The 24946-nt window shown below is 55.8% G+C and carries 21 protein-coding genes; 12 read left to right on the forward strand and 9 right to left on the reverse strand.

What is annotated here, in order from left to right; all coding sequences use genetic code 11:
* The first annotated feature begins 155 nt into the window (after positions 1–155).
* On the forward strand, positions 156–2621 hold the full coding sequence (gene lon / locus WFM49_RS05830; RefSeq protein WP_009459101.1) for an endopeptidase La: 2466 nt from the start codon (positions 156–158) through the stop codon (positions 2619–2621).
* Between the two features lie 489 nt (positions 2622–3110).
* On the opposite strand, the gene lexA is transcribed toward lon, so the two are convergent.
* From lexA to WFM49_RS05845, 3 genes are all read right to left on the reverse strand, one after another.
* The gene (lexA, locus tag WFM49_RS05835; RefSeq protein ID WP_026482844.1) at positions 3111–3770 is read right to left on the reverse strand and encodes a transcriptional repressor LexA; all 660 of its coding nucleotides are present in this window, start codon (positions 3768–3770) and stop codon (positions 3111–3113) included.
* A 105-nt stretch (positions 3771–3875) separates the two neighbouring features.
* Entirely contained in the window at positions 3876–4436 is a 561-nt protein-coding gene (locus WFM49_RS05840; protein ID WP_009459105.1) for a GNAT family N-acetyltransferase, read from the reverse strand.
* 71 nt (positions 4437–4507) lie between these two features.
* Positions 4508–5710: an amino acid aminotransferase gene (locus tag WFM49_RS05845; protein ID WP_009459106.1), complete on the reverse strand. Its 1203-nt coding sequence runs from the start codon at positions 5708–5710 to the stop codon at positions 4508–4510.
* A gap of 84 nt (positions 5711–5794) precedes the next feature.
* Between WFM49_RS05845 and uvrB the strand changes: the two genes are divergently transcribed.
* The 8 genes from uvrB to WFM49_RS05885 all read left to right on the forward strand — a co-directional run bounded on the left by uvrB (position 5795) and on the right by WFM49_RS05885 (position 13399).
* Complete coding sequence (uvrB, locus tag WFM49_RS05850; protein WP_088452618.1) at positions 5795–7816, forward strand: excinuclease ABC subunit UvrB; 2022 nt, start codon at positions 5795–5797, stop codon at positions 7814–7816.
* Positions 7817–8113: 297 nt separating this feature from the next.
* Positions 8114–8605: a low molecular weight protein-tyrosine-phosphatase gene (locus tag WFM49_RS05855; RefSeq protein ID WP_026482840.1), complete on the forward strand. Its 492-nt coding sequence runs from the start codon at positions 8114–8116 to the stop codon at positions 8603–8605.
* Positions 8606–8746: 141 nt separating this feature from the next.
* On the forward strand, positions 8747–9223 hold the full coding sequence (iscR, locus tag WFM49_RS05860; RefSeq protein ID WP_021446710.1) for a Fe-S cluster assembly transcriptional regulator IscR: 477 nt from the start codon (positions 8747–8749) through the stop codon (positions 9221–9223).
* Between the two features lie 33 nt (positions 9224–9256).
* Entirely contained in the window at positions 9257–10450 is a 1194-nt protein-coding gene (locus tag WFM49_RS05865) for an IscS subfamily cysteine desulfurase (protein WP_336972249.1), read from the forward strand.
* Positions 10447–10830 (forward strand): iron-sulfur cluster scaffold-like protein, encoded by a 384-nt coding sequence (locus WFM49_RS05870; protein WP_035268113.1) that lies wholly within the window; start codon positions 10447–10449, stop codon positions 10828–10830. The genes WFM49_RS05865 and WFM49_RS05870 overlap by 4 nt, the downstream gene beginning before the upstream one ends.
* Positions 10831–10884: 54 nt before the next feature.
* Positions 10885–11208, forward strand: a complete 324-nt coding sequence (locus WFM49_RS05875) for a HesB/IscA family protein (protein ID WP_003801383.1) — start codon at positions 10885–10887, stop codon at positions 11206–11208.
* A gap of 6 nt (positions 11209–11214) precedes the next feature.
* Positions 11215–12093, forward strand: coding sequence for a methylglyoxal synthase (locus tag WFM49_RS05880; RefSeq protein WP_026482837.1), 879 nt, complete (start codon positions 11215–11217; stop codon positions 12091–12093).
* Positions 12094–12382: 289 nt separating this feature from the next.
* Positions 12383–13399 carry a Bug family tripartite tricarboxylate transporter substrate binding protein gene (locus WFM49_RS05885; protein ID WP_336972252.1) on the forward strand — a complete coding sequence of 339 codons (1017 nt, stop codon included), beginning with the start codon at positions 12383–12385 and terminating at the stop codon, positions 13397–13399.
* A 155-nt stretch (positions 13400–13554) separates the two neighbouring features.
* Here WFM49_RS05885 and lysS read toward each other — a convergent pair whose 3' ends face one another.
* The 5 genes from lysS to infA form a co-directional block, all read right to left on the reverse strand.
* On the reverse strand, positions 13555–15078 hold the full coding sequence (gene lysS / locus WFM49_RS05890) for a lysine--tRNA ligase (protein WP_009458015.1): 1524 nt from the start codon (positions 15076–15078) through the stop codon (positions 13555–13557).
* An 11-nt stretch (positions 15079–15089) separates the two neighbouring features.
* On the reverse strand, positions 15090–15827 hold the full coding sequence (locus WFM49_RS05895) for an SDR family NAD(P)-dependent oxidoreductase (protein ID WP_250757066.1): 738 nt from the start codon (positions 15825–15827) through the stop codon (positions 15090–15092).
* 1 nt (position 15828) lies between these two features.
* Positions 15829–16933, reverse strand: a protein-coding gene (gene prfB, locus WFM49_RS05900; RefSeq protein WP_115635138.1) for a peptide chain release factor 2 whose coding sequence is annotated in 2 segments (ribosomal slippage) — positions 15829–16851 and positions 16853–16933 — 1104 coding nt in all. Because the reading frame shifts where the segments join, the coding sequence is not laid out codon by codon here.
* 111 nt (positions 16934–17044) lie between these two features.
* Complete coding sequence (locus WFM49_RS05905) at positions 17045–18754, reverse strand: methyl-accepting chemotaxis protein (RefSeq protein WP_324576004.1); 1710 nt, start codon at positions 18752–18754, stop codon at positions 17045–17047.
* Positions 18755–18865: 111 nt separating this feature from the next.
* Positions 18866–19138, reverse strand: coding sequence for a translation initiation factor IF-1 (gene infA, locus WFM49_RS05910; RefSeq protein WP_009458008.1), 273 nt, complete (start codon positions 19136–19138; stop codon positions 18866–18868).
* Between the two features lie 694 nt (positions 19139–19832).
* Here infA and WFM49_RS05915 point away from each other — a divergent pair.
* On the forward strand, positions 19833–20744 hold the full coding sequence (locus WFM49_RS05915; RefSeq protein ID WP_021446707.1) for a DMT family transporter: 912 nt from the start codon (positions 19833–19835) through the stop codon (positions 20742–20744).
* Between the two features lie 120 nt (positions 20745–20864).
* Here WFM49_RS05915 and WFM49_RS05920 read toward each other — a convergent pair whose 3' ends face one another.
* Positions 20865–21797: a bile acid:sodium symporter family protein gene (locus WFM49_RS05920; protein ID WP_021446706.1), complete on the reverse strand. Its 933-nt coding sequence runs from the start codon at positions 21795–21797 to the stop codon at positions 20865–20867.
* A gap of 347 nt (positions 21798–22144) precedes the next feature.
* Here WFM49_RS05920 and WFM49_RS05925 point away from each other — a divergent pair, with 347 nt between their 5' ends.
* On the forward strand, positions 22145–23068 hold the full coding sequence (locus WFM49_RS05925; protein ID WP_336972255.1) for a DMT family transporter: 924 nt from the start codon (positions 22145–22147) through the stop codon (positions 23066–23068).
* 149 nt (positions 23069–23217) lie between these two features.
* Complete coding sequence (locus WFM49_RS05930; protein ID WP_442893027.1) at positions 23218–24921, forward strand: ShlB/FhaC/HecB family hemolysin secretion/activation protein; 1704 nt, start codon at positions 23218–23220, stop codon at positions 24919–24921.
* Positions 24922–24946: the final 25 nt, after the last annotated feature.

A 24946-nucleotide genomic window follows, 5' to 3' on the forward strand; every position in this document is an offset into this window, starting at 1 on the left:
TTGTCTCTCTTTAACTCTGTAAAGTTCTGTTCTAATGGTCGTTCGGCCCACTTGAAATATCAAAATTCGCCACAATCTGAGCTACAACAGGTTAAACCGTGAAAGGGAAGCCCAGGCTTCCCTTTTGCGTCTAAGGACATTTATAGGAAATGACTATGTCTGCGAGCCAGATTCTTTCTACGGAACCTATTGAGCTGCCGCTGCTTCCCTTGCGCGATGTAGTGGTGTTCCCTCACATGGTGATTCCGCTTTTTGTTGGCCGGCCTCGCTCGATCAAAGCCCTTGAGCTGGCAATGGAGTCCGGCAACAACATTATGTTGGTGGCGCAAAAGTCCGCAGGCAAGGACGATCCCGCTCCCGAGGATCTCTACGAAATTGCGTGTGCGGCCAGTATTTTGCAAATGCTCAAGCTGCCCGACGGCACGGTAAAAGTGCTGGTGGAAGGCTTGCAGCGCGCTCGAATCACCCAGGTACAGGATGCCGAAACCCACTTCATGGCCTCGGTGGTCGAAGTGCCCGGCGACTCCGGTGATGCTGCTGAAACCGAAGCCCTGCGTCGTGCGGTGCTGGGTCAGTTCGAGCAGTATGTCAAACTGAATAAAAAAATCCCTCAGGAAATTCTGACTTCCCTGACCGGGATTGACGATGCTGGCCGTCTGGCCGATACCATCGCCGCTCATTTGCCTTTGAAGCTGGAACAAAAGCAGGGCATGCTGGAAACGCCCAAGGCTTTGGAGCGTCTGGAAAGCCTGCTGTCGCAACTGGAAGGCGAAATTGACATCTTGCAGGTCGAGAAGCGCATTCGCGGCCGTGTGAAAAAGCAGATGGAAAAGAGTCAGCGCGACTACTATCTGAACGAGCAGGTCAAGGCGATTCAGAAAGAGCTGGGCGAAGGCGAAGACGGCGCTGATGTTGAAGAGCTGGAAAAACGCATCGAGCAGGCTCAATTGAGCAAGGAAGCGCTCAAGAAAGCCGAATCGGAAATGAAGAAGCTCAAGCTGATGTCGCCGATGTCAGCCGAAGCAACCGTGGTGCGTAACTACATTGAAACGCTGGTTGGCCTGCCTTGGCGCAAAAAGAGCCGTATCAACAACTCCTTGAGCAATGCCGAGGAAGTGTTGGATGCGGATCACTTTGGTCTGGAAAAGGTCAAGGAACGTATTGTCGAGTACCTGGCTGTTCAGCAACGTGTCGACAAACTGAAGGCTCCAATCCTGTGTTTGGTTGGCCCTCCAGGCGTGGGTAAAACCTCGCTGGGACAGTCCATTGCCAAGGCAACGAACCGCAAGTTCATTCGTATGGCTTTGGGTGGTGTACGTGACGAGGCCGAGATTCGCGGTCACCGTCGTACCTACATCGGCTCCATGCCGGGCAAGGTGGTTCAGAACATGAGCAAGGTGGGTGTACGTAACCCGCTGTTCCTGCTGGACGAGATCGACAAGATGGGCGCGGATTTCCGTGGCGACCCATCCTCGGCACTGCTGGAGGTTCTGGACCCTGAACAAAACCACACCTTCCAGGATCACTACCTGGAAGTGGACTACGACTTGTCCGATGTGATGTTCGTGGCAACCAGCAACACCTTGAACATTCCACCGGCCCTGCTGGACCGTATGGAAGTGATTCGTCTGTCGGGTTACACCGAAGATGAGAAGGTGCGTATTGCTTTCGATTACCTCTTGCCCAAGCTGATGAAGAACAACGGCGTGCGCGATGGCGAGCTGGAAGTGACCGAAGATGCCGTGCGCGACATCGTGCGTTACTACACCCGTGAAGCGGGTGTGCGTTCCCTGGAACGTGAAATCAGCAAGATCTGCCGCAAGGTTGTTCGCAAGCTGTTGGTGGCCAATCCACAAGCCGGTACGCGTGCAGCTCGCAACAAAACACTGACCCAGGAAACCTTGGTCGTGAATGCGGCGAATCTGAACGATTACCTGGGCGTACGTCGTTTCTCCTTCGGCCTGGCCGAAAAAGAGAACAAGGTTGGCCTGGTGACGGGTCTGGCCTGGACCGAGGTGGGCGGTGAATTGCTGACCATCGAAGTGGCCGATATGCCCGGTAAAGGCAATGTGCTGCGCACCGGCTCGATTGGCGATGTGATGAAAGAGTCGGTTGAAGCGGCTCGCACAGTCGTACGTTCGCGTGCCCAGAAGTGGGGCATTGCCAATAGCGTGTTTGAAAAGCGTGACCTGCACGTGCACTTTCCAGAAGGCGCTACGCCCAAGGACGGTCCATCGGCCGGTATCGCCATTACGACCGCTATCGTGTCCAGCCTGACGGGTATTCCGGTTCGTGCTGATGTGGCCATGACGGGTGAAATCACCTTGCGCGGCGAAGTTCTGCCTATCGGCGGCTTGAAAGAGAAGCTGTTGGCAGCGCAACGCGGCGGCATCAAAACCGTGATGATCCCGGAAGAAAACATCAAGGACCTGGCCGATATTCCAGATAACGTGAAAAACACGCTGGAGATTATCCCGGTGCGTTGGATTGATCGTGTACTGGAAGTGGCCCTGCAAGACGCTGTAACGCCCCTGAGCGACGAAGAAGTAGCTCGCCTGGCCGCTGAGGCCTTGGCAGCCACGCGTGCTGCTGGGGCGGGTTCTGAGTCCTTCAAGCACTAAGCATCAGCAGTAGTCAGTAAGCAGTGAAACAGGCTGCCTTGGGTTCAAGGTAGCCTGTTTATATTTTGGCTAGGCTGATCGTGCGTTTGAAGTCAGTCATATTGACTGCAACGAGAGCCAGACTTTTGGGTGATGATAGTGACGCGGGTGGTGATACAAGCTTGCGCGAGAGGTTTACGTTTGTTCAACTCGTGCTGTAGGCATGTAGGCATGTAGGCATGTAGGCATGTAGGCATGTAGGCATGTAGGCATGTAGGTACGTAGGGGCTAGGTATGGCTATACCCGCGATTGCAGTCATGACTGCAACTGCAGACATACCGCGAAAATCATGGTCAAAGTGACTATCGCCGTTAATCTGTTCAAACCTGTATAGCGAGCATGCACTCGGACCAATAAAAAACCCCATGTACCGTTTGGTGCATGGGGTTTTTCTCTTATCAGAAGCACCAACCTTACAAAACAGCTCTGGTGGCCTAGAGAGGGACAGCTTAATGCAGCGGGCTGGTGCGAATCAGACCGACAGCAATGCCCTCCAAAGACAGGGAATCCGGGTCGGTGACGATGATGGGTTCAAAGTCCGGGTTCTCGGGCAAGAGGACCACTTGATTGCTGGAGCGCGACAGGCGCTTGACGGTGACATCGTCGCCAATGCGCACCACCACGATCTGCCCATTACGCGCTTCACTGGCTTTCTTGACGGCCAGCAGGTCGCCGTCAAAAATGCCCGCGTCTTTCATGCTCAAGCCGCGTACGCGCAGCAGGTAATCAGGCGTTTGGGTGAATAGGGTAGGGGCGACGCCAATCTCGCGCTCGATATGCTCGGTGGCCAAAATAGGGCTACCGGCAGCTACGCGACCAATAATGGGCAGCAAGAGGGCGTCAGCCAGATTGGCCAATGCGTTGCTGCTGGGAGCAGCACTTTCGCGGGTATCCGTACCGAGCAGGCGTATGCCGCGCGAGGCGCCGGCAGTCAGCTCGATAGCGCCTTTGCGGGCCAGAGCTTTCAAATGATCTTCGGCCGCATTGGCGGATTTGAAACCCAGCACCTGAGCAATCTCTGCTCGAGTGGGAGGGAAACCCGTCCGTTCGATTTCAGAACGAATGATGTCCAGCACTTGTTGTTGGCGTGCAGTGAGCTTGGCGGTCATAGTATTGTCTGCTGAATATATATACAGTAAAGATTGTGCGTTACAGTTGGCGTTTTTGCAAGCGGTGAGGGCCCTAAAGGCTTACTTTTTGACCCTTCGGGCCGCTCAGGCAGACTGGGGCCAATCCTTGCGGTCCAGGGTGTACAACACATGGGGGGCGAGTTTGTGGCCCGCCGCTACACCGGGGTGATCAAAGGTACCAGCTTGCTCTGTCATGCCCAGGCGTTGCATGACGGTCTGCGAAGGCAAGTTCAATTGAGCGGTGTACGCCACAATTTGATCCAGGCCCAGTTCGTCAAAACCAAAGTCCATGCAGGCTCGTGCCGCTTCGGTGGCATAGCCCTTGCCCCAGTACTCAGGCAGCAAACGCCAAAGAACTTCCACGCAAGGCTGAAAGTACAGATCGGCGGTCGGGCGGTTCAAGCCCACCATGCCAATGAAGGCCCCGTTTTCTTTCAGCTCGACTGCCCAGGGACCCCAGCCATGTTCGTCGATCAGGTTTTGGCTGCGCTGGGCGATGGCATCGCTTTGCTCACGGTCCAGGGTGGCCGGGTAAAAACGCAGCGCGTGGGGATCGCTGTTCAAGCGGAAAAAGGGCTCCAGGTCGGAAGCTTTCCAGGGGCGCAAGATCAGGCGTTCGGTGTTCAGGGAAATCGTGTCTGTCATGGTAGTGCTCCAAGGGCTGGAACGACAACGCCCTTCCGAAGAAGGGCGTTGGGGCTGTAGTGAGGGACAGCTTACTTCAGGACTTGAGCGATGGCCTTGGCCACGACGTCAATATTCTGGCTGTTCAATGCAGCAACGCAAATACGGCCGCTGCTGACAGCGTAAATGCCGTGTTCCTGGCGCAGGCGTTCGACTTGCTCGGCAGTCAGGCCGGAGTAGGAGAACATGCCGCGCTGTTGCAGCACGAAGTCAAAGTTTTGGGTAGCGCCGTGCTCTTTCAGCTTGGCAACCAGTTGGGCGCGCATTTCGCGGATGCGATCACGCATGCCGGCCAGTTCAGTCGCCCAAGTCTGGAACAGTTCAGGCGAGTTCAGTACCGTGGCCACAACCTTGCCACCGTGTGTGGGTGGGTTGGAGTAGTTGGTGCGAATCACACGCTTGACCTGGCTCAGTACGCGGGAAGTTTCGTCCTTGCTGGAAGTAACCAGGGTCAGGGCGCCAACGCGCTCGCCGTACAGCGAGAAGGACTTGGAGAACGAGGAGCTGATGAACATGGACAGGCCTAGCTTGGCAAACAGACGCACTACGCTGGCGTCTTCTTCCAGACCGGCGCCAAAGCCTTGGTAAGCGATGTCCAGGAAAGGAACCAGTTGACGTTCTTTGATCAGCTCGGCGATCTGGGCCCATTGTTCCATGCTGGGGTCCACGCCGGTTGGGTTGTGGCAGCAAGCGTGCAGGACCACGATGGACTGGGCCGGCATGGCGCGCAGCGAGGCGATCATGCCGTCAAAGTTCAGGCCATGCGTAGCGGCATCGTAGTAAGCGTAGGTGTTGACCTTGAAGCCGGCGCGCTCGAACAGGGCGCGGTGGTTTTCCCAGCTTGGATCGCTGATGTAAACCTCGGACTGGGGCAGCAGTTGCTGCAGGAAGTCAGCACCGATTTTCAGCGCACCGGTACCGCCCAGGGATTGCACGGTCAAGGCGCGGCCTTCGGCAATGATGGGGGAGTCGGCACCCAGCAACAGGGTTTGAGCACCCAGATTGTAGGTATTGATCCCTTCAATAGGCAGGTAGCTGCGCGCGGCGGCTTTGCTCATCATGGCTTCCTCAGCCTTTTGAACAGCCTGCAAAATCGGGATACGCCCTTGATCGTCGTAGTAAACACCGACCCCCAGATTAACTTTGCCGCTGCGTTCGTCGGCATTGTATTGTTCGTTCAAACCCAAAATAGGGTCGCGTGGAGCCAGTTCGACGGTTTCGAAGAGCGATGTCATGATGATATGGGGGCGTTAGTGCAGAAAGGTAGAAAAACAAAGCATTAATGTGATAATACGGGCTTACCCTAAAGTGTGTCTAGCATGAAATTTGAGCCTGCCTTTCAAGAATTTCCGGGGAGTTCCTTCAAACTTTTCCAACCTTATTTGCCTGCTGGCGACCAGCCTGCGGCGATTGAGCAGTTGGTTGAGGGGATTGATGATGGCTTGATGTACCAGACCCTTTTGGGGGTAACGGGCTCGGGCAAGACCTATACGATGGCGAACATTATTGCTCGCACCGGGCGTCCGGCCATTGTTCTGGCGCCCAATAAAACCCTGGCGGCGCAGTTGTACGCCGAGATGCGCGAGTTCTTTCCACGCAACGCCGTGGAGTACTTCGTGTCTTACTACGATTACTACCAGCCCGAGGCCTATGTGCCATCGCGCGATCTGTTTATTGAAAAGGACTCGTCCATCAATGAACACATCGAGCAGATGCGTTTGTCGGCCACCAAAAGCCTGCTGGAGCGGCCGGACACCATTATTGTGGGCACTGTGTCCTGCATTTACGGTATCGGTAATCCCGGCGACTACCATGCGATGGTGCTGACGTTGCGCAAGGGCGACCGTATTGCCCGGCAGGAGCTGCTGGCGCGTCTGGTCGCCATGCAGTACGAGCGCAACGATCTGGATTTTCAGCGTGGGATGTTCCGTGCTCGTGGTGAAGTGGTCGATATTTTCCCGGCAGAAAACGCGGAGCTGGCCTTGCGGGTCAGCCTGTTTGATGACGAGATCGAAGAGTTGGAGTTGTTCGATCCGCTGACAGGCAAGGTCGTGCAGAAGCTGAACCGCTTTACCGTGTTCCCTAGCTCGCATTATGTGACGCCACGCGAAACCGTGTTGAGGGCGATTGAAACCATCAAGCTCGAACTGCGCGAGCGTCTGGAATTTCTGACACGGGAAGGGCATTTGGTTGAAGCTCAACGCCTGGAGCAGCGCACCCGTTTTGATCTGGAAATGCTGCAGGAGCTGGGCTTTTGCAAAGGCATCGAGAACTACTCTCGCCACTTGTCAGGAGCAGCGCCTGGCGATCCGCCGCCGACACTGATCGACTACCTGCCGCGTAACTCCCTGATGTTTATCGATGAAAGCCACGTCACTATCGGGCAGTTGGGCGCCATGTATCGCGGTGACCGCTCGCGTAAAGAAACCCTGGTGCAGTTCGGTTTCCGCCTGCCTTCGGCCATGGATAACCGGCCTTTGAAACTGGAAGAGTTCGAACGCCGTATGCCGCAAACCGTGTTCGTGTCGGCTACACCCGCTGCCTACGAGCAAGAGCATGCAGACAATGTGGTTGAACAGGTGGTGCGACCTACCGGACTGGTGGACCCGGAAATCGAGGTTCGTCCGGCTACCACGCAGGTCGATGATTTGCTGGGTGAAATCAAGCTGCGTACTGCGCAGGAAGACCGTGTGCTGGTGACAACGCTGACCAAGCGCATGTCCGAAGATCTGACCGAGTATTTGTCAGAAAACGGTATTCGCGTGCGCTACTTGCACTCGGATATTGATACGGTGGAACGGGCCGAGATCATCCGGGATCTGCGTCTGGGCGTCTTCGACGTGCTGGTCGGGATCAACCTGCTGCGCGAGGGTCTGGATTTGCCCGAAGTGTCTCTGGTGGCGATTCTTGATGCGGACAAGGAAGGCTTCCTGCGTTCGGAGCGCAGCCTGATTCAAACCATAGGTCGGGCAGCGCGTAACCTGAACGGTAAAGCCATTCTGTATGCCGACAGAATGACGGACTCCATGCACCGCGCTATCGAAGAAACCGAGCGCCGTCGTGCCAAGCAGATCGCCTTTAACGAAGAGCACGGTATTACGCCGCGCGGCGTGAACAAGGCCGTCCGTGAGTTGATTGATGGTGTTGTTGCCTCGGATCCAACCGCCAGCTTGCGCGAGGATGTGCCGGACGAGTTGATTCGCGACGAGAAGGCCGCTGCACGCGAGATCAAGCGTCTGGAAAAAGAGATGATGGACCACGCCCGCAACCTGGAGTTCGAGCAAGCGGCAGCCGCGCGCGACAAGTTGCAAAGACTGAAGTCCAAACTGCTGATGGCTTGATGGTTGTTGTGTATTTGCAACTAAAGCTGGACGAAAGCTCAGAAAAAACACCGTTCTGCTACCGGCTTTCATCACTCGGGTGTATTGCTTGATTTATCTCATCTCGAGAAAGTGGTGTATCCGCTAAGCAAAGGTTGCTGCGCCTTTGGTTTATTCCAAACTTCAAGCAGCTGCGACCGGTTCTTATTGGCAGCTCCCAAACGATACGGATTTGCTGTTTTCAAGGCGATTTTCGGGGTCTGTTTTCACCCCGGTTTCGTCTTGCCTTATTTGGGGTTTTCCCGCAGACTTTGACGCATTATGAGTAAGGTTCTGTTTGTCTGTACAGGGAATATTTGCCGCTCCCCCAGCGCCGAAGGTGTCTTGCGCCAACTGGTCGACCAGGCCAGTTTGTCGGAGGCTATTTTGGTGGATTCAGCCGCCACGCATGGCTTTCATGTTGGCGAGCATCCTGACACACGCGCACAGATAGCCGCTCGTAAACGCGGTTATGACATCTCTACCTATCAGGCCCGACAGGTCCAGCGCGAGGACTTTCGCAACTTCGACCTTATCTTGAGCATGGACTGGGAAAATCACGCTGCCTTGCAGCAAATGTGTCCTCCCATTTATCGTCACAAGCTCATGCTGCTGATGCGCTTTGCCACTGACTATGAAGCGGCTACCGTGCCCGATCCTTATTATGGCGGCCAGGATGGCTTTAATAAGGTCATGGACTATATCGAAGATGCCTGCCAGGGCGTGTTCGAACTGGTTCGCAAGCGCGTCCCCAATTACCGTGCTGCCTGAGTGGCTACATAACACTTCAGTATAAGTGTAAAAACACACGCTCAAGCACGGTAGTTTCCCCTGTATTTGCTATACTGGACCAAATTGGTCGGATTTGCCGTTGGCAGTCCGGCCGCTTTCGCCTTTGGCAAGGAAACTATCATGCGTTTGACGACAAAAGGGCGTTTCGCCGTAACCGCGATGATCGATCTTGCGCTGCGCCAGCAAAGTGGACCGGTGACGCTCGCAGGCATCAGCCAGCGACAGGGTATCTCGCTCTCGTATCTTGAACAGTTGTTTGGCAAGTTGCGCCGCCATGAACTGGTCGATAGTGTGCGTGGTCCGGGTGGTGGCTATACGCTTGCGCGTCTGGCCCGCCACATCACCGTTGCTGACATTGTGTTTGCGGTCGATGAGCCCGTTGATGCCACCCAATGCGGTGGCAAGGGTAATTGCAAGCAGGGCACAAATGGGCAGAAAGGCGAGTGCATGACTCACGAGCTTTGGGCGACGCTTAGTCGTAAAATGGTCGATTATCTGGATTCTGTCTCGCTACAGGACTTGGTTGATCAGCAGCGTCTGCGTCAGCTGAAGTTGGCCGCTCAGGAAGCCGGCCAGCCAGAAGAATGTACTTTGTAGTGGGCAAGATCCGCTACTGACCCGGAGTTTTGTATGAGTCGCGCTCAGCGTATCTATATGGATTATGCCGCCACTACACCGGTAGACCCGCGTGTGGCCGACAGCATGATTCCCTGGTTGACGGAACGATTTGGCAATCCGGCCTCCAGCAGCCATCCCTATGGGTGGGATGCGGAAGAGGCCGTGGACCAGGCGCGCCGTCAGGTTGCCGCTTTGGTAGGGGCAGAGCCGCGTGAAATCGTCTGGACCTCCGGTGCTACCGAAGCCATCAATCTGGCGTTAAAAGGTGCCGCGCAGTTTTATCAGTCCAAGGGCCGCCATATTATTACCGTCCGTACGGAACACAAGGCCGTGCTGGATACTTGTCTGGCCTTGCAGGACGAAGGGTTTGAAGTCACCTTTCTGGATGTTCTGTCCAGTGGCCTGATTGATCCTCAGGCGTTTGAACAAGCCATTCGCCCCGACACCATCCTTGCCTCGGTCATGCTGGTGAATAACGAAATTGGCGTGATTCAAGATGTGCGAGCCCTGGGGGCAATGTGCCGGGAGCACAAGGTGCTGTTCCATGTGGACGCCGCCCAGGCTACCGGCAAGGTAGCGATCAATCTGCAGGAATGGCCCGTGGACTTGATGTCCATGTCTGCCCACAAGACTTACGGTCCCAAGGGGATCGGTGCCTTGTATATCCGTCGTAAACCGGCCGTGCGCCTGAAAGCGCAAATTCACGGTGGCGGCCACGAACGCGGGTTTCGCTCCGGTACGCTGGCCACTCATCAGATCGTGGGCATGGGGCGTGCTTTTGAACTGGCTGCGCAGGAAATGGATCTAGACAATCAGCGCATCACCGCGCTGCGAGATCGTCTATGGGCTGGCTTGCAGTCTATCCCTGACCTGTTCCTGAATGGCACCTTGGATCAGCGTGTGCCGCACAACCTGAACATCAGCGTGGATCACATCGAGGGCGAAGCTCTGATGATGGCCCTGACGGATCTGGCCGTGTCCAGCGGCTCGGCCTGTACCTCGGCCAGCCTGGAACCGTCCTACGTATTGACGGCCTTGGGTCGCAGCGATCAGTTGGCGCACAGCTCCTTGCGCTTGAGCCTTGGTCGTTTCACGACCGAGCAGGACATTGATGACACGATTGCCGCCATCCGTCGTGTGGTTGAACAATTGCGGGCCATCTCTCCCTTGTGGAGCGAGCCTGCTTCGGAGCAGTTCGCGCAATGATATATAGTGACGCTGTCATGGAGCATTTCCTGCACCCGCGTCATGTGGGTGTCATGAACAGCAGTGATGCTGACGTAGGTACAGGGGAAGCGGGAAGTCACGAAACCGGGGCCTTGATTCGCATCCAGCTCAAGGTATCGGAGCAGGGCCAGATTCAGGATAGCTGTTTCAAGGCTTATGGCTGTGGCTGTACCATCGCTTCCGCCTCGTTTGCGACACAGTGGCTGCAAGGTCGCAGTCTGGAGCAGGCAGCTCAGTTCTCGTCTACAGATGTGCAGCAAGCGCTGGAATTGCCGCCGGTCAAAGTGCATTGTGCTTTGTTGGCCCAGGAGGCGGTTCAGGCCGCTATTGCCTCGGTACAGAACAAAGGCGCGTTTTAGTTGTCCAAGCCTGAAGGCTGAATATTCTTTCAGGTTTATAGAAAGGAAAAGATTATGTCTATTTCTCTTACTCAGCCCGCCGCAGAACATATCCAGCGTCATTTGAAAAAACGCGGGGGCGGTTTGGGGCTACGTTTGGGTGTACGTCTGACCGGTTGCTCGGGTCTGGCCTACAAGCTGGATTTTGTTGATGAGCCGGTTGAAGGCGATCAACTGTTTGAAGAGCACGGCGTTAAACTGTTTGTTGATCCTAAAAGCCTGCCCTTTATTGACGGCACGCGGCTGGATTATGGCCGTGATGGCCTCAATGAAGGTTTCAAGTTCATCAATCCAAACGAGAAAGCCTCCTGCGGGTGTGGCGAATCGTTTACCGTGTAGGAACTCATGTCATTACGTTTCGGTTTGGCGGCCAATCAATTGCACCATGATTCGGCAGATGCGGCTTTGTTTCAGTGGTTGCGGCGTTCAGCCAGCGGTATTCGCGAATTGGAAGTTGAGCTTTATACGGTCGGTCGTACCTGTAATGCCATCGAGCGTTCGGGCCTGCTGGAAGGCTATGGCGGCCTGGTTCGCTATCCCTATGGTCGTGATGGTGGCTTGATGAAGCTGGTGGCCCGGGTCACGCAAAGCCCGGATGGTACACCGCCTTTTGATGGCGCCATTTATCTGATTGACCCGGTAGACCCTTCCTCCATTTTTCCGGAAGCATTGGCGCTCAAGCGCCAATGCATCACGCATGGCCGTCCTTTCATTTCTACCTTGATGGGTGCAATTGAATGGATTGAAGTGGAGCGTGTCAGCCGCGGCTTGTGGCCTGATTCCAGCTGCAAACGTATTTTTGACTTCCCTAATCAAACCCTGGCCATGATTGCGCACGATGCACTCAAGGACAAGATGATTGAGTTTGCCGACAAGCATTTTGATCTGCTGTCTCGCTTTGGCCAACGCGTGGGAACCGGAACGACAAGCCGCCTGTTGAACGAGCTGGCCTGGTCCAAAGGCTGGCCCAAGGACACACCCTGGATTCAGTCATATCTAAGTGGACCTTTGGGCGGCGATGCACAAATTGCCGAGCTGGTGCTGGAAAATCGTTGTCAACGTGTCATCTTCTTTGAAGACCCGCACGTTGCGCGTCAGCACGAGGCTGACATCCAGCTGCTGGAGCGTGCGGTGCGCGTGGTAGCAGACAAGGCTTCGTGTTTTTCTTCGCCTGAGGTGGCTCATAAATGGGCGCAGGCGGTGATGCGTTTGCCGGTGGATTAATTGTCTCCAAATCGTACTCGCAACACAGGTGCAACACGATGAGTCTATGAGCCTGGATTCGCAGTAAAAAGAGGACGCTTTCGAGCGTCCTTTTTTGTTTCGGCATGACGTGTCGCCGAGCAAGTGGTCAGGCTGCGCGAAAGTCGCTGAGAGGCGCTTTAGCGACGGTCGGGACGAGGGCAGCTTGATTCGCGCACGGGGGCTCTCTAGACTACAGTTCGTTGTTGGCAAGCACTGCAACACAATGTCGCCCGATCAATGGGGCAGTCTGTGGATACTGGAGGTAGGCTTGAATCGACGCATGATCTTGAAAGCGACCGGCGCGGGTATCGCCGCCCGGCTTGGAGTTCCTGTTTCTTCTTTGGGTGCTATGTTTGCCACGGTTCCGGCACGTGCGCAGCAGGCCGATACGTTTCCCTCCGGGCCTGTGCGTATTGTTGTTCCGGTGAATCCGGGCGGCAACGCTGACCGTATCGCACGGATGCTCGCGCAAAATCTTGCCAAATTGTGGCAACAAACGGTGATCGTGGATAATGTGCCCGGCGCTCACACCAGTCTTGGCGTCAACCGGGTAGTTCGTGCAGCCCCAAACGGGCATACCCTGTTGTCTAGCGGGGATCAGCTTGCGATCAACGCTGCCCTCGGTCGCAAGCTGCCCTATAGCGAGACGGAGGTCCGTGGTGTGACCCGCACTATTGTTAATTCGCAGGTGCTGGTAGTGCGGCCAGGGCTGGGCGTTAATCACTTCGATGATTACGTGGCGTTACTCAAGCGTCAGCCTGGCGAAGTATCTGCAGCGCTGCCGATTGGTTACGGCAGTATTTATCATTTGGCCGTCGAGATGCTTAACCAGCGTTTGGGTACGCAAACCAATAACATTCCCTACGCGGGAGGGGCCCCCGCTATGTTGGACATACTAGGTGGGCATGTGGACGGGGCGCTTATTGATATTTCTGGGACAATCCAGAACATTCAGAAGAGTGAACTCATCCCTCTGGCGGTGACCTCGCCGGAGCGTTCGAAGGTTTTACCGGATGTTCCCACTTTTCATGAATTGGGAGTGTCTGATTTCGTGATCGAAAGCTGGCAGGGCGTTTTTGTGCCACGTGCCACGCCCGATGAGGTGGTTGCCGGGCTGAATCGCGATATTACGGCTGTACTGCATTCGCGCGAATTTGCGGAGCCATTGGAGGAGCAGGGCTTTGTGATCGCGCCTGGTTCGGCCGAGTCGCTAGATCAGATCGTGGCGCGTGATATTGCCTTGTTTCGTGAAGTGGCGGCAGTTGCTGGTATCAAGCCTGAGTGAGGTCTGTCTTTACCGGCGTAGGGCTGTAATGATGCGATTGGAGTGGAGTCTGTTCCTGAACGGGCAGAATAGCTGCGTATGTGCGTATGTGCGGCCGAAGAAGCATAAAGAAAAACGCGCGGTCAAGACCGAGCGTTTTTCTTGCTTGAGACTGATCAGTCCTCGCGACGCAGGTGCGGGAACAGGATCACGTCACGGATAGCAGGGCTATCGGTCAGCAACATGACCAGTCGGTCGATACCGATACCGCAGCCGCCTGTAGGAGGCATGCCGTATTCCAGTGCACGGATGTAGTCCGCGTCATAGAACATGGCTTCTTCGTCGCCAGCGTCCTTGGCCTGAACCTGGGCCTGGAAACGTGCGGCCTGATCTTCAGGATCGTTCAACTCCGAGAAACCATTGGCAATTTCGCGACCAGTAATGAACAGCTCAAAGCGCTCGGTAATGCCTTCCTGGGTGTCCGAAGCGCGTGCCAGTGGCGACACTTCCACGGGGTAGTCCACGATGAAGGTAGGGTGCCACAGCTTGGATTCTGCTGTTTCTTCAAACAGAGCCAGTTGCAAGGCACCCAGACCGGCATCGCGCAGTGGGGGTGAGTTCACGTCCACTTTCAGGCGAGCCAGCTCAGTGCGCAGGAATTGGATATCTTCCAGCTGTTCGATCTGGTAGGACGGAGCGTACTTCATGATGGCGCCGGTAATGGTCAGGCGATCAAAAGGCAGGCTCAGATCCAGCTCGCGTTCCTGGTATTGCAGGGTGGCGGTGCCACGGGCGCTGATAGCGGCTTCGCGTATCAGGTTTTCGGTGAAGTCCATCAGCCACTGGTAATCCGTATAGGCCGCGTAGAACTCCATCATGGTGAATTCAGGGTTGTGACGAGGGCTGACGCCTTCGTTACGGAAGTTGCGGTTGATCTCGAATACGCGCTCGAAACCGCCCACGATCAAACGCTTCAGGTACAGCTCGGGAGCAATACGCAGGTACATTTCCATGTCCAGCGCATTGTGGTGCGTAATGAAGGGTTTGGCCGATGCGCCACCCGGAATGGGGTGCAGCATGGGGGTTTCCACTTCCAGGAAGTTGGCCTGGGCCATGTGCTGGCGCAAGCTGCTCATGACCTTGCTGCGGGCCAGGAAGGTTTGACGGGTGTCTTCACCCATGATCAGGTCTACGTAGCGCTGACGGTACTTCAATTCCTGGTCAGCCAGACCGTGGAATTTGTCGGGCAGGGGGCGCAGGGACTTGGCCAGCAGGCGCACGCTGGAAGCATGTACGGACAGCTCGCCCTTATTGGTTTTGAAGACTGTGCCTTCCACGGCCAGGATGTCACCGATATCCCAGCCCTTGAATTCCGCGTAGTTTTCTTCGCCCAGTGCGGCTTTGTCCAGGTAGATCTGGATGCGGCCGGAAGCATCTTGCAGTGTGGCAAAACTGGCTTTACCCATGACACGCTTGAGCATCATGCGGCCAGCTACTTTCACGACTTTATTGGTTGCAGCCAGGGCATCCTTGTCCTGCTCGCCGTACTGGCTGTGCAGCTCGGCAGCGTGAGCGTCAGGGCGAAAATCGTTGGGGTAGGCTATGCCGTTTTCGCGCAGGCGGTCCAGTTTGGAACGACGCTCGGCGATCAGGCGGTTTTCGTCTACGACGGGGGCGGAAGTGTCTAGCGGTTCAGTCATTGTGTCAGTACTTATTCGTAGTGGCGGATGTCATCCAGGACGTGCTGGCCAAAATCCGGGCTGTTCAGGTGGCGCAAAATGCGCTCGGCCGTATCGTCCGGGCTGCTTAGCTGACCTTGTTGATGCAGGTCGATAAAGCGGCTCAGGTTCGGGAACTGGTCGCGGGATTGGCTACGGATATGGCCTTGCATATCGGTATCGATCACGCCAGGGGCCAGAGAGCAAACGGCCAGCTCGGGATTTTCCAGCTTCAGGGTTTGCGTATAAAAATCCAGCGCTGCCTTGCTGCAGCCGTACACGGCCCAGCCCGAGACGGGTTTGCGGCCAGCACCGGAGGATATATTGAGCACCTGGCGTTGGGCATCCTTGGGGGCGCCTTGCAAGAAGGCGGCGGTCAGGCTCATGACACTGGCGACATTCAATTGCAGCGCCTGTGTAATGGCCTGGGCATCGAGCAGGTGGCTGGCCTGCCCAACGGGATCAACCGTGCCCGCATTATTAATGAGGACGTAGCGTTGAGCCTGTGTCTGGCTGATCAAGGCTTGCAGAGCCTTGGCAGCCTGTTGTGCGCCTTCCGCGCTGGCCAGGTCTACTTGCAGATGTTGATGAGCCCCTTGGGGCGCATCCAGTTGCAGTTCGCTGCGGGCCAAAGTGATCAACTGATGGCCAGCGGCCAGTGCCTGACGTGCCAGGGACAAGCCCAGACCGCGAGAGGCACCGCTTAGAACAGTCAGCGTGGAAGCGTGCATATTAAATACCTTGTTTCAGGCTGGCTTGAATAAAGGCATCCAGGTCACCATCCAGAATCTTCTGGGTATTGGAGCTTTCGTAGTTGGTACGCAAGTCTTTGATGCGGCTCTGGTCCAGCACATAGGAACGGATCTGGTGACCCCAACCCACATCGCTCTTGGAGTCTTCCAGTTTTTGCTGCTCGGCCATACGGTTGCGCATTTCCAGCTCGTACAGGCGGGACTTCAGCATTTGCATGGCTTCGGCACGGTTACGGTGCTGCGAGCGGTCGTTCTGACACTGCACCACAATGCCGCTGGGCTCGTGCGTAATACGAACGGCCGAGTCGGTTTTGTTAATGTGCTGACCACCGGCACCACTGGCGCGGTAAGTGTCGATACGCAAGTCGGCCGGGTTGATTTCGACTTCAAAGGAGTCGTCGATTTCCGGGTAGACGAACACGCTGGTGAAAGACGTGTGGCGGCCATTGGAGGAGTCAAAGGGACTTTTGCGAACCAGACGGTGCACGCCGGTTTCAGTGCGCAGAAAACCGTAGGCGTAATCGCCTTCAATCTTGATGGAGGCCGATTTGATACCCGCCACGTCGCCGTCAGACTGTTCCAGGATCTCAGCCTTGAAGCCCTTGTGTTCGGCATAACGCACATACATGCGTAGCAGCATGGAGGCCCAGTCCTGGGCTTCGGTACCACCCGCACCGGCCTGAATATCCATAAAGCAATTCAGCGGGTCGGCAGGGTTGGAGAACATGCGGCGGAATTCCAGCTCTTCAATACGGCTGGCCATGGCGGCACAATCTTCTTCGATGGCGGCGATAGTGGCATCGTCATCGTCCATCGCGGCAAGCTCAAACAGGTCCTGCGAATCTTTCAAACCCGTGTGCAAGGCGTCCAGCACATGCACCACGTTTTCCAGACTTTTCTTTTCGCGGCCCAGATCCTGAGCGTGTTGAGGATCGTTCCAGACGTTGGGGTCCTCGAGTTCGGCATTGACTACGTGCAAACGATGAGCTTTGTCATCGTAGTCAAAGATACCTCCGTAAGGCATTTTCCCGCTCCGAATAATCGGCAAGGCGGGCTTCCAGTTGATTAAGTCGTTCCGATTCCATGATTCAGCGGCTTTCCTATATTTGATGTGCCACCCACGCCAGCCAGCAAGGCGGCGCGCGGCAAACTTCCGATTTTACCCTTATCGGAGGTCTATGGCACGTATTGGCCGCTCAGGAACTGGACATTGTGCACGTGGCTGTGCGATAGGCGGGCACGGATCGGTAAGAAGGCTGCTTGAGGGCGGCGGGCAGGGCGGGAGCATCGGGCCCGGAAAGATCGCTATCCAGACTGAAATGCGCCACCACCTGGGCCAGCAAAGTGGTTTGCTCCAGCTGCTCCTGAGCGGTGTGGGCGCTGTGTTCAAGCAGTTGGCGGTTGGACTGGCCTTGCTGGTCCAGGCGCGTCATGACCTGGTTCACGTAGTCGATATGCGTCGCCTGCTCCTGAGAAGCTTGGGCAATATCCGCCACAATGCTGCGCATTTCATTGACCTTGTGTTGTGTGTTGGCCATGACTTGCGCCATACCTCGGGCCGCAGCCGAGCTTTGCTCGGTTTGTTCGACTGAGCTGGAAATCAGGGTGGAAATCTGTTGCAAGGCGTCGGTGGAGCGCAAAGCCAGGTTGCGCACTTCGGCAGCAACAACCGCAAAGCCATGACCATGGACTCCGGCGCGGGCGGCCTCCACCGCGGCATTCAGGGCCAGGATATTGGTCTGGAAGGCAATGTTGCGGATCAGTTTGGTGATTTCGCTCATTTTGTTCGAGCTGTCGGCAATCGCGTCGATGGTATCGAGCAGGCTGTGTACCGCTTGATTGCCCAGGGCCACCTGGCTGGAGGTGTCTTGCGCCAGATGATCGGCGGTTTGGGCCTGCTCCGCGTTCTGGCGCACGGTGTCAGCCAGTTGATTCATCGCCTTGACGGTCTGATTCAATTCGGTGGATTGGTCCAGAATTTGTTCGCTCAGGTTCTGGCTACCCAGCACAATGGCATGCGAGCCGTCGCGTATCAAGCCGGTTTGTTCGCGGATCTGATGCACCACGGTTTGTACGCCCTGGCCGATGCCATTGAGTGCTGTAAGCAAGGTCCCGAACTCATCATGGCGACGCACGCTGAGCTGCGCATTGAGCTTGCCCTGGGCCAGCTCCTTGGCCAGATTTGCCCCTTGATCCAGTGGCTGCTTGATGGAGCGATACAAGAGGCGTAGAGCAATCGTGCTGGCCATGAAGAACAGGGCCAGTGCCGCTAATGCCAGACTGAACGCACGGTCGCTGCTACGACCAGCCAGATCCAGAGAACTGTCCAGGCGCTCGCTGAACTGGTGTTCGAACTGATCCAGTGTGTTGGTGATTTGGGCAGAGGCTTGAATGTATTGCTGGCTGAACACCAGCACTTTGGCCATCAAGGCATTGGGCAGGGCGATACGGATAGCGCCGTTACCATCTTCAAACTGGCCGCTGGCGGTTTGGATGGCCTCGGACTGAACCTGGCTAAGTGCGAGGGTCTGCTCATAGGCGGAGCGAAGCAGGTCCTGTTCAGCCGGTTCCAGCTCCAGATCCCTGAAGCGGTCCAGCATCGCCAGTGTGACACCATCCTGATCCGCCTGGGCACCCGTAAACACCGCCAGGAGGTGGCGGAAGTTTTCCTGAAATTCGATCTGTTCGCTGGAGACAAACGCGATGGCCTGACGGCTTAGCAATTCGCTGATGCGTTTGAAGTCTTTGCTAAGCGCCGTCGTTTGATGGCGCTGGGCTTCCAGATGCTTGCGCTGTTCGATGCTGCTGCTCAAATGTTGCAGGGCAATCAGCATCAGGATTAGAAACAGGCTCAGAATTGCAAAATAGGCGATGAAGCCGGTTTTGAGCGTCAGTAGTTTTTTCAAGGCGACTCCCACAAGATGTGGGGTGCGCCCGAGCGCTGATGGCTCTTGTCGCACCCCTGTCAGGCGCGCCTATCTTTGCATCTAATTGTGACAGGGGTGTGGCGCTATGTCTTAACGGCGGTGGGGAGTGCGACGAGGGGCAGAGGTCGGCGCGCCAATACGCTTGGGCAGGTGGCGGAAGATAATGCGACCTTTGCTCAGGTCGTAGGGCGACATTTCCAGGGTGACGCTGTCGCCAGCCAGAATACGGATGTGGTGCTTGCGCATTTTACCGCCGGTGTAGGCGATAACGGCGTGACCGTTGTCCAGGGTGACACGAAAGCGCGAGTCAGGCAGGATTTCGGTGACGGAACCTTGCATTTCAAGTAGCTCTTCTTTGGCCATAAATCGGGACTCCTTTAAAAATAATAATTCCCGTCTGGCCTTGCTGGGCGGGACGGGGACGGGCTTGAAAACAAGGCAGACCGACAAACCGGACAAGCGGTGTCTGGAGTCCAGCCTTGCACTAGGCCCATAAAAATCGGGGTGAATCTGTGTCTGTCAGGAATGGTTGGTTCCAGACAGGGTCAGGTGGATCAAATTGAAAACACGCCCGCCGTTCATAGGGGGATCCAGCCGGGGCAGACAAGGTCTGCCTACCTGAAAAACGGGCAAAAACACGAATACTTGCCAGGAACAGGAACCTGTATAACGACGCGCGGGACAGGCCCTTGCGGTTAAAGGTGCTGGTTGTGGTGCCAAGTAATGCACTTGGGGCGCTTGATCGGGTCAAGCTTTATTCCCAAAAGTGGGGGTGTTTCAAGGTCGATTTACCCTGGGTAGCTGCATCTGATGTTGCTAAAGTCAGACGAGCGTGGATGGGATGGGCCAATAAAATTCAATCAGCGCCATGACGTGACAATTGTATGATTATAAATAATATTTATGGATTGGTCAAAGATTGACCAGTTCTCATCGTCACAAGCAGGCAGGTAAAGGCGTAGAGGGCAGAGCATGCTTGCCTATATACTAGGCCAATCGTAACGGCGCAGAGGTGACCTGAGGAGGGATCACATGCGCCGTTGCCGTTTTTTAGGACATGCTTGTGAGCACTCAGAAACTGACCCCTGGCACGACGGCTTTACTGGTTTTACCCACGATCTTGTGGGCAAGTAATGCCATTGTGGGGCGCCTGATTCATGATCAGGTTCCGCCCATTACCCTGAATTTCTTCCGTTGGCTGGTAGCTTTCACCATTCTGCTTTTTGTGGGACGACAAGTGCTGCGACGCGGCAGTAATTTGTGGACCAACTGGAAACGCTACTCGATTCTGGGTTTGCTGGGCATAGGGATCTATAACGCTTTGCAATACCTGGCACTGCAAAGCTCGTCCCCCATTAACGTGACTTTGGTCAACGCCAGCTTGCCGTTCTGGATGCTGGTCATTGGACGCCTGTTCTTCAAATCCACCGTCAATGGGCGTCAGTTGGTGGGTGGCTTGATGTCCTTGCTGGGTGTGGTGCTGGTGCTGACGCGTGCGGACTGGCAGGAGCTGATGGCCTTCCGTTTTGTGCCGGGTGATGTGTACATGGTGATTGCCACTATCGCCTGGGCGATCTATAGCTGGATGCTCAGCACCCGTCGCCATGAGGGTGCAATCGCAGAAACCTGGGCCACTGTAGTGATGGCACAAGTGTTTTTCGGTTTGATCTGGTCTGGTGCTTTTGCCGCCATGGAGTGGCAATTTACCGACTGGCATATCGACTGGTCCTGGGGCTTGTTGCTGGCCATTCTGTATGTGGGAACTGGTCCGGCTCTGATCGCCTTGCGATGCTGGGGGGTGGCTGTTCAGCGAGTGGGCGCTGCCACGGCCGGTTTCTTCGTCAATCTGATGCCTGTATTTGCCGCCTTGATGTCGGTTTTTATTCTGGGCGATACCCCCAAGCTTTACCACGGAGCGGCTTTCTTGCTGATCGTAGGCGGGATTTATGTGTCTTCGCGTAAAAGCTGAGGCTTGAGCGGATGCGGGTGTCTTGCGACACTCTGGATGCAAAAAAAGGGACGCCCGGTAGAGCGTCCCTTTTTACTTTGTGGACTTTGGGTTCAAGTCCTTGCACATGGCTGCAGGTGTTTACTTGCCATCACCCATGCGACGGAAAATTGTCGCGACCAAGGGACCGGAAATATTGTGCCAGACGCTGAAAATAGCGCTGGGCACAGCGGCCAATGGCGAAAAGTGGGCGCTGGCCAGGGCAACACCCAGCCCGGAGTTTTGCATACCCACTTCAATAGCCAGCGTCTTGCGCTGTGCTAAAGGCATGCCGCTCAAGCGTGCCAGTACATAGCCCAGGATGTAGCCCAGGGTGTTATGTACAACGACAACCGAGAACACCAACAAGCCACTGGTCGCAATTTTTGGCTGGTTACCCGCGACAACAGCGGCCACGATAGCCACAATGGCCACCACAGATACCAGGGGCAGGGCTGCCACACCGGCTTTGATCTTTTCACCCATCAGGGATTGCACAATAATGCCCAGGGCAATTGGCAGAATCACCACCTGCACAATGGACCAGAACATGGCCGAGGCGCTGACTTCCAGCCATTGGCTGGCCAGGAAGTAAATCAGGGCAGGGGTGACGATAGGAGCCAGCAAGGTGGTGACCGACGTAATGGCAACCGACAGGGCCAGGTCGCCACGGGCCAGAAAAGTCATCACGTTCGACGAGGTGCCACCGGGGCAGCAGCCCACCAGAATCACGCCAATGGCCAATTCGGGTGGCAGGGAAAAGGCGTAGGTCAGAAACCAGGCCAGACCGGGCATGATGATGAATTGTCCCACTACACCAATAGCCACACGGCCAGGGCGCACAAACACCTCTGCAAAGTCCTGGCGCGACAAGGTCAGACCCATACCGAACATGATGATGCCCAGAAGTGGAACAATATAAGCGCCTAACCAGCGGTAGTGGTCGGGAAAGTAATAGGCCAGAACGGCAAACAGTAGAACCCAGATGGCAAAGGTATTGCCAACAAAACGGCTCAGGCGGGCGATAGCCTGCATGATGAAATATCCTTCAAGGAGCACGGCTGGCCGGTGGGCCGGCGCGGTGCGGATTAGTCTGTTACGGGGAGCAGCATGGGTCGGGCCGAGTGTAGGGCCGTCCATCGCAGACCTGCTTAAGGGCTGGCGACACGACTTTCCGATGGGGTGGGATAAAGCGCTGGCAACACGGGGCTGTACGGGCAGATCTGGGTAAGGTCAGGGGTACAGGCGGTGGTGAGCGAAACGGACAACATGGCAGGCCATGTTTTTTATCCTGGAAGGCCGAGCTCGGGCGTATTGTAGACCTTGGCCGCCGTGGTATTTTGATTAGCTGCCTTGCAAATGTGTGTATTAGGAGAGGGTGGGTGAATAGAGCGGGATCACGTCTGGCGGCATACGCCTGTTTGGCCTTGTCCATGTCCTTGGTGGGCAGTTATATCGCCCTGACACGGCCGTTGGTAACGGCACTGCCGGTGTTCTTGCTGGCCTGGCTGCGCTTTGGCATTGGCGGGATCGCCATGCTGCGCTGGCTGCGCAAACCGGCGACTGAACCCGCACTGGATCTGCGTACCCGTGGCCTGATTTTTCTGGAATCCTTTTTGGGTAATTTCCTGTTCACGCTGTGCATGGTGACAGGCATCAGTATGACCAGTGCGGTCTCTGCTGGCGTTATTTTGTCCGCCATTCCCGGGATGGTGGCCTTGTTCAGCTGGTACTTCCTGAAAGAAAGCATAGGGCCGCGCACCTGGGTGTCACTGGCCCTGGGGATGGGCGGGATTGCCTTATTGGCCCTGGTACAGGCGGACGATCACGGTGTGGATCAGCTGGACCCAGGAAAAATGTGGCTGGGCAATGCGCTGATCTTTTGTGCCGTCCTGTGCGAGTCGGCTTATGCGGTCATAGGCAAGCGCCTGACCGCCGTGCTTAGTCCCAAGCGCATCAGCGCGATTATCAATCTGTGTAGCCTGGCGCTGATTACGCCCCTAGGTTTATACGCCGCCTGGGATTTCGATTTCACGGCACCGGCAGGCTGGATCTGGCCTTTGCTGGTGTTTTATTCCTTGGCCGCCAGCGTCTGGACGGTCTGGCTGTGGATGACGGGAGTGCGTTCCGTTCCCGCTTCGCAAGCCGCGGTGTTTATGGTCTTGATGCCCTTGGGTACCGCAGCAGTGGGTGTGCTGGTGCTGGGGGAGAGCTTCACTACTGTGCATATTTACGCCTTCATCCTGGCCTTGGCGGGTTTGCTGTTGTCGACGTTGCCGCAGCGTTCAGGTGCTAAATCGCCCTGACTTATACCCACACAACTTATCCGCATCCGTAAATGATTCTACAAAGTATTACTGCTGTGCTCACCTTTTGTTTGCTTGGGTATCATTAGTCCCGCCAGTTTCTCGGTATTAGAAAAAACTATTGATGCTTACGCAAAAGGGTATGGGTGATGAGGGGCACGGTTTGGCCCAAGAGGTGGCCTTTGTTGGTTTTGTTTGCACCGTTCATTCCTGCATTGGCGCAGACACAAAATGGTATGGCGCAGGAATTGCTGCGGCAGCAGGAACGGGAACGTATCCTGCGTGAGCAGCAAGAAACCTTGCCCGATGTGCGTTTGCCGCCTGTGCAGACCCCCGCTCCTGAGCAATTGCCTGATAAGGACAGTCCTTGCTTTCCTATTTCACAAATACGGTTGGAGGGGGACCAGTCCCAGCGTTTTACCTGGGCCTTGAAGGCAGCCGACCCTGCCCATGATCCCGCTACGGGGCGTTGCCTGGGCACGGACGGGATCAACGTGGTGATGGCCCGTATTCAGAATGCGATTATCGCGCGTGGTTATGTCACAACACGTGTGTTGGCGCCTGCACAAGATTTGCGTGCGGGGCAGCTGACCTTAACGCTGGTTCCAGGTCGTGTGCGTGACGTACGTTTTACCGAAGAAACATCCTTGAAGGCGAGAGCCTGGAACGCGGTTCCTATCCGACGGGGCGATTTGCTGAATTTGCGCGATATTGAACAGGCTTTGGAGAATTTCAAGCGTGTTCCCACCGTAGAGGCAGATATTCAAATTGTTCCCGCTGAAGGCGACGATGCCCGGCCTGGCGACAGTGATCTATTAATCGCATGGCAGCAACGCTCGCCGCCGATCCGTTTATCGGCCCATTTAGATGACTCTGGCAGTAAGTCAACAGGCAAGCTGCAAGGGGGCGTGACCGTCTCGCTGGATGACCTGTTGATGCTGAACGACTTGTTTTACGTCAACCTTAACTACGACCTGTTCAGCAGCCGTGGCAAAGGTAACCGGGCACAGACCTTTCATTACAGTGTGCCCTATGGTTACTGGACGCTGGGCGCGACCATCAGTAGCTATAAATATCATCAAACGATTGCGGGCTACAACCAAGGCTATGTGTACAGCGGCACCAGTGACAATGCAGAGTTACGCTTGTCACGTTTGGTTTACCGTGACGCAACACGAAAAACAGCCTTGTTTGGCCGAGCCTGGACACGTCGCTCGAGTAACTTTATTGACGATGTGGAAATCGAGGTCCACAACCGTCGCACGGGTGGCTGGGAGCTGGGGGTGACCCATCGTGAGTATTTGGGTAGCAGTACCTTGGATGCGAGTGTGGCTTATCGCCGTGGCACGGGAGCCTTTAAAGCGAAAAGTGCGCCTGAGGAGCCCTTCGGAGAAGGCACCTCACGGATGAAGTTGTTTACTGCCGATGTGCAGTTGATGGCGCCGTTCTCGCTGGGAGCTCAGCGCGCCCGCTACATCAGTAGTTGGCGAGCGCAATGGAATCGTACGCCTCTGGTCCCGCAGGATCGCTTCTCTATTGGCGGCCGTTACTCGGTGCGTGGCTTTGATGGTGAGCTGATGCTCATGGGGGAGCGCGGTTGGGTCTGGCGCAATGAAATCGGTGTAGCGGTTGGTGCCGGCCAGGAACTGTACTTGGGTGCCGACTATGGTCATGTAGGTGGGCCATCCACGCGCTGGCTTCAGGGACGCAACTTAGCGGGTTCCGTGATAGGGCTGCGAGGAGGGGCCAAGGGGTTTTACTGGGATCTGTATGCCGGTGTGCCTCTTCATAAGCCCGAAGGATTCAAGACCGATTCGGTCACGACGGGCTTTACCCTGAGCTGGTCCTACTGAACTGAACTTTTCTTTCTTATTTCGC

This window comes from Alcaligenes sp. PF14, assembly GCF_037150615.1.
In the GTDB taxonomy this organism is placed as follows: Bacteria; Pseudomonadota; Gammaproteobacteria; order Burkholderiales; family Burkholderiaceae_B; genus Alcaligenes; species Alcaligenes phenolicus.

Excerpts from the sequence above, each read along its gene's own strand:
- infA (WP_009458008.1), bottom strand. The coding sequence starts at position 19,138 with ATGGCCAAAGAAGAGCTACTTGAAATGCAAGGTTCCGTCACCGAAATC.
- WFM49_RS05870 (WP_035268113.1), top strand. The coding sequence starts at position 10,447 with ATGATATATAGTGACGCTGTCATGGAGCATTTCCTGCACCCGCGTCAT.
- WFM49_RS05915 (WP_021446707.1), top strand. The coding sequence starts at position 19,833 with ATGCTTGTGAGCACTCAGAAACTGACCCCTGGCACGACGGCTTTACTG.
- WFM49_RS05895 (WP_250757066.1), bottom strand. The coding sequence starts at position 15,827 with ATGCACGCTTCCACGCTGACTGTTCTAAGCGGTGCCTCTCGCGGTCTG.
- uvrB (WP_088452618.1), top strand. The coding sequence starts at position 5,795 with ATGAAATTTGAGCCTGCCTTTCAAGAATTTCCGGGGAGTTCCTTCAAA.
- iscR (WP_021446710.1), top strand. The coding sequence starts at position 8,747 with ATGCGTTTGACGACAAAAGGGCGTTTCGCCGTAACCGCGATGATCGAT.
- WFM49_RS05845 (WP_009459106.1), bottom strand. The coding sequence starts at position 5,710 with ATGACATCGCTCTTCGAAACCGTCGAACTGGCTCCACGCGACCCTATT.
- WFM49_RS05875 (WP_003801383.1), top strand. The coding sequence starts at position 10,885 with ATGTCTATTTCTCTTACTCAGCCCGCCGCAGAACATATCCAGCGTCAT.
- WFM49_RS05920 (WP_021446706.1), bottom strand. The coding sequence starts at position 21,797 with ATGCAGGCTATCGCCCGCCTGAGCCGTTTTGTTGGCAATACCTTTGCC.
- WFM49_RS05880 (WP_026482837.1), top strand. The coding sequence starts at position 11,215 with ATGTCATTACGTTTCGGTTTGGCGGCCAATCAATTGCACCATGATTCG.
- WFM49_RS05930 (WP_442893027.1), top strand. The coding sequence starts at position 23,218 with ATGAGGGGCACGGTTTGGCCCAAGAGGTGGCCTTTGTTGGTTTTGTTT.
- lexA (WP_026482844.1), bottom strand. The coding sequence starts at position 3,770 with ATGACCGCCAAGCTCACTGCACGCCAACAACAAGTGCTGGACATCATT.
- WFM49_RS05840 (WP_009459105.1), bottom strand. The coding sequence starts at position 4,436 with ATGACAGACACGATTTCCCTGAACACCGAACGCCTGATCTTGCGCCCC.
- lysS (WP_009458015.1), bottom strand. The coding sequence starts at position 15,078 with ATGACTGAACCGCTAGACACTTCCGCCCCCGTCGTAGACGAAAACCGC.
- lon (WP_009459101.1), top strand. The coding sequence starts at position 156 with ATGTCTGCGAGCCAGATTCTTTCTACGGAACCTATTGAGCTGCCGCTG.
- WFM49_RS05865 (WP_336972249.1), top strand. The coding sequence starts at position 9,257 with ATGAGTCGCGCTCAGCGTATCTATATGGATTATGCCGCCACTACACCG.